The 8,333-nt window shown below is 55.4% G+C and carries 7 protein-coding genes; 4 read left to right on the top strand and 3 right to left on the bottom strand.

The window, feature by feature from the left end:
* The 4 genes from L692_RS0112895 to metK form a co-directional block, all read left to right on the top strand.
* A partial coding sequence (locus tag L692_RS0112895; protein WP_025700453.1) for an LLM class flavin-dependent oxidoreductase occupies window positions 1-817 on the top strand: 817 nt, incomplete at its 5' end.
* 114 nt (window positions 818-931) lie between these two features.
* On the top strand, window positions 932-2,140 hold the full coding sequence (locus tag L692_RS0112890; protein ID WP_198027751.1) for a radical SAM protein: 1,209 nt from the start codon (window positions 932-934) through the stop codon (window positions 2,138-2,140).
* A 19-nt stretch (window positions 2,141-2,159) separates the two neighbouring features.
* Complete coding sequence (locus L692_RS0112885) at window positions 2,160-2,618, top strand: pyridoxamine 5'-phosphate oxidase family protein (RefSeq protein WP_025700451.1); 459 nt, start codon at window positions 2,160-2,162, stop codon at window positions 2,616-2,618.
* Window positions 2,619-2,660: 42 nt separating this feature from the next.
* On the top strand, window positions 2,661-3,878 hold the full coding sequence (gene metK / locus L692_RS0112880) for a methionine adenosyltransferase (RefSeq protein ID WP_025700449.1): 1,218 nt from the start codon (window positions 2,661-2,663) through the stop codon (window positions 3,876-3,878).
* Between the two features lie 128 nt (window positions 3,879-4,006).
* On the opposite strand, the gene L692_RS0112875 is transcribed toward metK, so the two are convergent.
* The 3 genes from L692_RS0112875 to L692_RS28700 all read right to left on the bottom strand — a co-directional run.
* Window positions 4,007-4,591 carry a DNA-3-methyladenine glycosylase I gene (locus L692_RS0112875; protein ID WP_232238781.1) on the bottom strand — a complete coding sequence of 195 codons (585 nt, stop codon included), beginning with the start codon at window positions 4,589-4,591 and terminating at the stop codon, window positions 4,007-4,009.
* Between the two features lie 190 nt (window positions 4,592-4,781).
* Window positions 4,782-5,234 (bottom strand): hypothetical protein, encoded by a 453-nt coding sequence (locus tag L692_RS0112870; protein ID WP_025700445.1) that lies wholly within the window; start codon window positions 5,232-5,234, stop codon window positions 4,782-4,784.
* Window positions 5,235-5,386: 152 nt separating this feature from the next.
* A partial coding sequence (locus L692_RS28700; protein ID WP_036723517.1) for an S-layer homology domain-containing protein occupies window positions 5,387-8,333 on the bottom strand: 2,947 nt, incomplete at its 5' end.

Genomic DNA, 8,333 nt, shown 5'->3' with positions numbered 1-8,333 from the left:
CCCGCTCGCCCATGCCCATGATGACCGGTACGAACGGGCGATGGAGTACATGCAGGTGATGAAGCTTGCCTGGACCGGATCGGCCGGATCAGCGTTATCTGAATTCTCAGGCCAAGCCGAACCTGGCTCCGCCGCAGCCGCAGATTCTTTTGAAGGCAAGTATGTTCAGTTTCGCGGCCCGGTTCACTCTCCGATTGCGGTCCAGCGTCCGCATCCCCCGCTGTATCTCGGAGGAAGCTCGCGGATTGCCAAGCAAGCTGCGGCCCGGCATGCGGATACCTATCTGATGTGGGGAGAGCCGCATGAATGGATTGCCTGGCAGATTGCCGAGATGGAGGAGGTTCGAAAGGAGGTCCTCAAGGCCACAGGGATTGACCGAAAACCGAGGTACGGATTAAGGGCTCAGGTGCTTATACGCGACACCGAGGAAGAAGCCTGGGCGGCCGCGTGGAGCTTGATCAGCCGCGCTTCATCGGACACGCTGCGGCAAGCGCAACAATCTTTTGCCAAGACGGACGCTGCCAACCAGAGCAGACAGAACAAGCTCAGGGAGCAGTCGGCGGTGAACGACTTCGTCTTGGGCCCGAATCTGTGGAGCGGCTTATCCCTCGTTCGCCCGGGAGGGGCGATGCTGATTGTCGGCACGGCGGAGCAGGTTGCGGATGTGCTGATCCGCTATGCGGAAATCGGTGTAAGCACCTTTATTCTTTCCGGTTATCCCCATTTGGAGGAAGCGGAGAACTTTGGGCAACAGGTCCTTCCGTTGTTTCGCAAGCAGTGGAGTCAGAGGCATGAACCTTTCATCCAACAGGGCTGATGCTGCGTGAACTTGGAAGACATTTTCCATAAAAAATGAAAGCTGGGGTGAATGCGGATGTGTGCAGTTATAACTCACGCTTCTGGACAAAGAGAATTAACATTACGGGAAGTTATGGAGAAATACAGGGATGTATCCCCTTTTGTCATTATTAAATCGGATGTTACCCGCAGGTCGTTTATCTATACGGACCGGGCGCTGGGAGCGCTGGACAAGAGCAAGCATCAATATCAGCAAAGAGTGCTGATCGGCTCCAACGGAGATGAGAACGCCGCCGTTCCGGTCTCGCTCCTGCTCAGGGACGGAACGTCGATTATCGGCATGCCCTCCAGAACAGCCAAGAACCCTTACGTCATTGACCAGATCGATGGCAAGCTGTTCCTGACCGATCAGGGCGAAATCGTGGAAGAGGTGCAGTATTGGCACAAACCGGATTATTACGACAAGTTCACCAGCTCCAGTACGCCGATGTGGCAGGTCGCCTCTGCCAGACCGCAACGGCTCGACATCGATCCCAACAGCTACTGCCACTTCTGGAACAAGGGGAACGGCTGCAAATTTTGCAATATCAACGCCAACTCCGCGCAGAGCGAGAAAAACTGCAATATGTCGAAGCAGCTAACAGCGCAGGATATATACGAAACGGTGAAAGAGGCTCTGAAGCAGCCGGGCGCTTTTACCAATCTCAAGATGAGCTCCGGCTCCATTCTCAGCGGCGCGGAAATATTCGACGACGAAGTGGATATGTACATTGAAATGCTTCAGGCCGCCGGAGACAATTTTAAAGACAAGAAATTCCCCAGCACCATCGTTGCCTCGGCTTTCAGCGAGAAGCAGCTTGCCAGACTGTACGAGACCACTGGACTTATGACCTACACCTCGGATATTGAAATCCCGAACGAGGCGTTGTTCGCCTGGATCTGCAAAGGCAAGCATAAGGAAGTCGGATATGCCGAGTGGAAGCGGAGAATCATCCGGGCCGTCGATATTTTTGGCGCCGGAAATGTCAGCAGCGGAATCGTCGGCGGGTGCGAGATGGCGCAGCCCCATGGATTTGCCAGTGAAGATGCCGCGCTGAAGGCTGTGCTTGAGGAGGCGGAGGATTTTGCGAGCCAGGGGGTTAGCATCGTTCATTGCGTATTCGTGCCCATGCATGGTTCGGCCTTCCATAACCAGCGGAATCCTTCACTTGAATACTATGTGCGGCTGGCCAAAGGCTTAAGCGACCTGAGACGAAAATACCGTTTGAATGTCGATATGGACAACTACAGAAAATGCGGCAACCATCCGGACACGGATCTGGACAGAGGAAATGAATTTTAAAGGAGGCAAGCTGAAACCCATGTCTATTTTAAATGAAAGAATTCAGGCGCTTCTTCAAGATCCCGGGGCGGCGAAGGTGCTGGCAACGGCCGATAAACAGGGCATCCCCCATATCGTATCGGACCCTTCCATTACGGTAAACGACGATGGACAGATTATTTATCTTGAGCTGATCGAAACGTCCCGGAGCAATGTGAATCTCGTGAACAGCATCTGGTTCAAGCGCAAGGTCGCCATTCATCTCTCCAAGGGAGAAGAAAGCTTTCAGATTAAAGGCTATCCGGCCTACTCGGTGATTTGCGGCCCGGTGTTCGAGCATTATTACAAGCTCACCCTGGAAAGAAATCCGGAGTTCGATTTATCGACGGTATGGATCATTGAGCCTGATGAGATTATCGATGATACTTACGCCGCCCGCAAAAACAAAGAACGCCGGGAGCATCCGCTTATTGCGCATCTCGATCGGCTGGCTAAATAATGCATGCAGCAGTAAACAATCTATCAGTTGGAGGCTGAGCTTATGTCTGCAAAAGGAAGTTATCTATTTACATCCGAATCTGTAACGGAGGGTCATCCGGACAAAATCTGCGACCAGATTTCCGACGCTGTCCTGGACGCGTTTCTGGAGAATGATCCCCATGCCCGCGTTGCCTGCGAGGTCTCTGTGGCTACCGGTCTTGTGCTGGTCATTGGAGAAATCAGCTCAAGGTCCGGGTATGTGGATATCCAGTCGATTGTCCGCAATACGATAAGGGACATCGGCTATGAACGGGACCAGGACGGCTTTAATGCCAATAACTGCGCGGTGCTGGTTTCGCTGAACGAGCAATCCGCCGACATCGCGCAGGGTGTAAACGCGGCGCTTGAGCATCGTGATCCGGCAAAGGTTGCCGAAGAAACAGCAAATATCGGAGCGGGCGACCAAGGATTGATGTTCGGGTTCGCCACCAACGAGACACCGGAACTGATGCCGCTGCCGATCGCTTTATCCCATCGGATCGCGCGCCGTCTGTCTGAGGTCCGCAAGAACGGATTGCTGGACTATCTGCGTCCCGACGGAAAAACCCAGGTAACGGTTGAATATCAGGATGGCAAGCCTAGGCGTATCGACACCATCGTCGTATCGGCCCAGCATGCCGAAGAGATCACCCTGGAGCAGATTCAGGCGGATATCAAAGAGCTTGTCATTCTGCAGGTGGTACCGCGCGAGCTGCTTGATGAAGACACGAAATATTTCATTAACCCGACCGGACGGTTCGTCATAGGCGGTCCTCAGGGGGACGCCGGTCTGACGGGCCGCAAAATTATCGTGGATACCTACGGCGGCTATGCCCGCCATGGAGGCGGAGCCTTCTCCGGCAAGGACCCGACGAAGGTAGACCGTTCCGGAGCTTATGCCGCCAGGTATGTCGCCAAAAATATTGTAGCCGCCGGACTCGCCGATACCTGCGAAATTCAGCTGGCTTATGCCATCGGGGTGGCCAATCCGGTGTCGATTCATGTGGACACCTGCGGAACGGGCCGGATTAGCGAAGACAAGCTGGTAGAGCTGATTCGCCAAAACTTCGATCTGCGTCCGGCAGGCATCATCAAGATGCTGGACCTGCGGAAGCCGATTTACAAGCAAACCGCCGCTTACGGCCATTTTGGCCGGACGGACCTGGATGTCCCTTGGGAGAGAACGGATAAAGCCGGGCTTTTGAAATCGCAAGCAGGTCTGGAAGTATTTCACCAGTAATCACAAAAGTGGCTTGCCCTTGAAATGACGAACACCCGTATATCAGCCGGACACCGCATTTTAGGCGCACGAAGGATAACGGGTGTTCGGATTAAGCCGCCCGGAAGAGTCGTCTTTACGCCAGATCATCAATTTTTAACAGTGTCTCTGCTGCCTTCCTTCCGGCAGATGCAGTCCCTCACATGGTCGTTCACCATTCCGGATGCCTGCATGAATGCGTAGCAGATCGTACTGCCGACGAACTTCATGCCCTTCTTCTTCAGCGCTTTGCTCATGGCATCCGACTGCGGCGTAGACGCCGGAACGTCCTTCAGGCTCTCCCGGTTGCCATCGACAGGGGCGCCGCCAACGAAGCTCCACAAATAACGGCCGAAGCCGCCCTCATCCCGGGAAATGTCAAAGTATACACGCGCGTTATGAATAATGGCCTTGATTTTGAGACGATTGCGTATGATTCCCGCATTATTCATCAGCTCTTCGACCTTTGCTTCATCGTACCGGATGATTTTCTCCGGGTCGAATCCGTCGAAGGCCACGCGGTAATTCTCCCTTTTTTTCAAAATCGTATACCAGCTCAGACCCGCCTGCATCCCTTCCAGCATCAGCAGCTCGAACAGCTTGAGATCATCGTACACCGGCTTGCCCCACTCTTCGTCATGGTAGGCGATGTACAGCGGATCGCTGTTCACCCACCCGCATCTTGTCTTGTTCAACTTGTTCATCCCTTCCCGCGAAAGTCCCGTAAACTATAAGACTAATGACAAGCGCCGCGCTTGTCAAATTCCCGCCGACTTATCCTCTTGCCGCAGCAGGATTCAACCATCCGGCATGGCCTTGCCATCCTCTCCATCAAAAAACGGGCCTTCAAGGATACGCCTTGACCAGCCCGTTCATCTTCAACCCTTATTTAAACCACTTCAGCAGGTGGTACGGCAAGTAGTTGCCGATTCCGACCGTCCCGCCCGGACTGACTTTAACCCCGACTCCTCCGCCGAACTTGGTATTGCTTGCTTCCAGCTTGCCTGCCTGAATTTTATCCTCGGTGAAGCAAACCTCCAGTTCACTTCCATCGTCCAAGATCAGCGCCGCTCTGGCTTCCGCCCCGATCTGCAACTGGTAGACCGGCTGTCCGGCATTGTCTCTAACCGCAAATACGCCGGGAACCGTGTTAATGATATTTGAATACGGGCTTCCGGCAAGCTCACTCTTCAAAATTTCGAACACCGGGTTGTCCTCCTGATCGAGCAGAACGCTGACCTTGAAACCATCCGGGGCCGACTCCAGAATAAAGTACCGGTTCGCGAACGACAGCGGTATTGAATACGCTTCAAATTGATAGCCTAAAATGAGTGTCATCTTATGTATCCCTCCTACTCATTCACAATTCGACGCAGGAGGGCTGAACCCTTCTCATGATTGGCCGTTTGATAAAAAATACAGTCTGCGGCGGCCTCTCCAATCCGGAGCTGCCATCCGCAGACTGTGCCGATGCCGACTACAAGGCCCTTTTATAGAAGCTTCTGAAGCAGCAGCGCCAGCATCTTGGACGCTTCCGCGCGCGTCGCGCGGCCTGCGGGATCAAACTGATCGGCAGCTCTGCCGGAAATAATGCCCGCGCTCTTCATCTCCTCCACGCTATCCTTCGCATAATCCGCAATCAGCGGCTCGTCGCTGAAACCGGCAGCGGGCGTCAAGCTGCCCGGCAGCTTGTAATTGTTCTTCCCGGTGAAGCGGGCAAGCATCACGGCAAGATCCTGCCGGCTGACCGGAGCATCCGGATTGAATTTGCCGCCGTAGCCCTGGGCAATGCCTTGATCGGCAGCCCACTGAACGGCGGACAAGTACCAGGCACCCGATTTGACATCGCTAAACGAAGATACGGCATAAGCGCTCAAATCATCGCCGGACAGCTTCGCCAGCATTTGGGCCAGCTCCGCCCGGGTAACGGCTTGGTTCGGGGAGAACTTATGGTCTCCCGCACCGTTGATAATTTGTCTCGCACCCAGGAAGTCCGCGTATTCCTTATACCAGCCCGACGCATCAGACCAGGCTGCATCCGAATACCCGATGCTGTAAGCGGAGAAATGGCCCGTCAGAAAGCTAACCTCGCCGGTAGCTGGGTTATACACCGATTGGGCAACGGTTGCGGCGATTCCGTCCGAAGGAAGATAGTTAACAACAATCCGTTCAGGGCGCTCTGCCGTATCCGGAGTGTAGCTGACCGACACCTTCGCATGGCCCCCTTGGAAGCTATCAATTGTCCGTCCGTCCACTTGAACGGAGAATTCATATACCGGGCGGTTCGCTGCCGCCGATTGTACCTGCCCGGGCAGCGAGGATAATGCCGGTTTGGCCGCAGTAATCGTGACCTTCTCCCCGGCTCTGCCCGCGATGCCGGACAGAGCCGCGGAGTCCAGAGCAACGGTTGCCAACGGGGTGTTAAGCGTCAGGGCGCCCGCGCCGCTTGATCCGATCGCCGCTACAGACGCTTTTGGAATCGTCATTTCGACCGATGTTGCGTCAGCCGGAGCCTCTACCCGAATTTCAATCGGGCTGTTCTGCCTCATCCCCGCCTTGGCGAGCGCCTCAGCGATTCGCGCTTCGGAAATCGACGCGGAGGCTCTTCCGTTCCCGTCCACACCGGCTGCGGAGGCCACGATTACTCCCGTATCGGTCACCCGGGCGTCACCGCCGCCGTTTGCGGTAGACGTTGAAGCAAGCGGCGATCCCAAAGACCCGCCGGGGCTGGACCCTGGTGCCGGGGCAGCGTTGACTTCAACGGATTTCGCGCTCTCCTGCCCTCCCCGCCATGCGGTTACGGTGAAGTAGTGGACGGTTCCGTTGCTCAGGCCGTCAAATGTATAGGTCGCCAAGGTCGCGCTGCCCGCCGGGAGCGTGTAATTGCCGGAGGCGGTTCCGGCGTAAATCGAATATTTCTCGGCGCCTTCCGTTTCCGTCCAGTTGAGCGTCACCTTCCCGTCTCCGGCCGACGCTTTGAGTCCGGTGGGCGCTTTCAGCGCCTCCCACTTGGCATAAAGCGTCTGATTAGCGGTAACGATCAGCGGAAATGCTGCCGGCTTGGTCAGTTCCGCATCCTTATACCAGCCGGTAATAACATAACCGGCGCGAACGGTATGCGGCGCTTGATCCAAAATATTGCTGCTGTACAGCAGCTTTCGATCCTCGGCCGCAGACCCTCCGTTAGCTTCAAAGCTCACAGTATAGGATAGAAGATCGTTAAGCTTCACCGTCTGCAAATCCACTTCCGGCTGCAAATAGTATACGCTGGCCTGAACCGACTTGGCCTTCCACAGCTCATTCTTCAGCTCATCGGTATCCAGGGCTGCGGGCAGCTCCGGAGCTTCGGCAGCCGCGATCCCTTTGCTTAGTCCGCTCAGATCGGCCAAGGCGCCTCTGTCCTGCGGATACGCAAAGACGCGAAGATCAATAACCTCGCCCGCTTCGGGACTGTTCGCCTTAATGAGAATCCTGTCCCCGTCCGCAGATGCGGTATAATTGTCAAACGCCCCGCTAAGGTTATTGAAGGCGCTGGCTACGCTCTGGGCAAAATCGGCCGAGGTCAGCGTCAAATAGGCATGAAAATGCGCTGTGAAGCTGGCTCCAAAGCTGTTGACCTTGTCCAGCGGCTTCCCGTTCTTCAGGAAGAGGAAATGCACCATTCCCCGGGTCGCACTCGGCAGCGCGGTCAGTTTCTCGTATACGGAAGCTGTTACCGTGGCGCTTCCCGCAATTTGGGCAATCTTGTCCAGCTTGATGCCGTTTGGCACAAAGAGCTCGGCTTTAGGGAAATTGGCGTTCTCTCCGCCCGCTCCCTTTACGGTGGTCAGCGTCTTGCCTCCCTCCGCCAGCGATTGAATGACCAGCTTGTTGGATACTCCGGCGAAGCTGAAATGCAGCTCCAGATGCAGGGACCTTTGATCGCTGCCCAGTGTCAGGCTTTTGCTCTTTACCCCGCCGCTGAAGCTGATGTCCAGCTCGCTAAGCACCGCCTCAGCGCTGTCGATTGTGACGGGACGGTCATAGAGCACATCGAACACAACATACTGGTCGTCCGTGCCGTTCAACGCTTCTCCTCCATGATTGGTGGACACATTGTAACCGGTCACCATCGGGGCATTCTTATCCTGTTCGCCCAGCGGACCGGACTCCGTTACACTTACCGGAACGGGGTAGGATTTGACGCTTTCTACCGAATCTTTCACCGCGGTTACGGCAAAATAATAAACCGCTCCTTGCGGCAGATTAGCAATCTTATATGTGGCAGCACCGATATTGGAAGCGATCGGAACCGCCTCGTAGTTGTCCAGGGCGCTGCCCCGGTAAACCGAGTAGCTGTCGGCGCCGTCCACTGCACTCCAGACGAGCGTGACCACGCCGTTGTCCACGGTTGCCTGAAGATCAGCCGGAGCGCCGGGCGCCTCAGCCGCAGCTTTC

The organism is Paenibacillus forsythiae T98, assembly GCF_000520735.1.
Classification (GTDB): domain Bacteria; phylum Bacillota; class Bacilli; order Paenibacillales; family Paenibacillaceae; genus Paenibacillus_AQ; species Paenibacillus_AQ forsythiae.
Note: the sequence above shows the minus strand (reverse complement) of the source record. Positions and strands in the feature narration are given on the sequence as shown.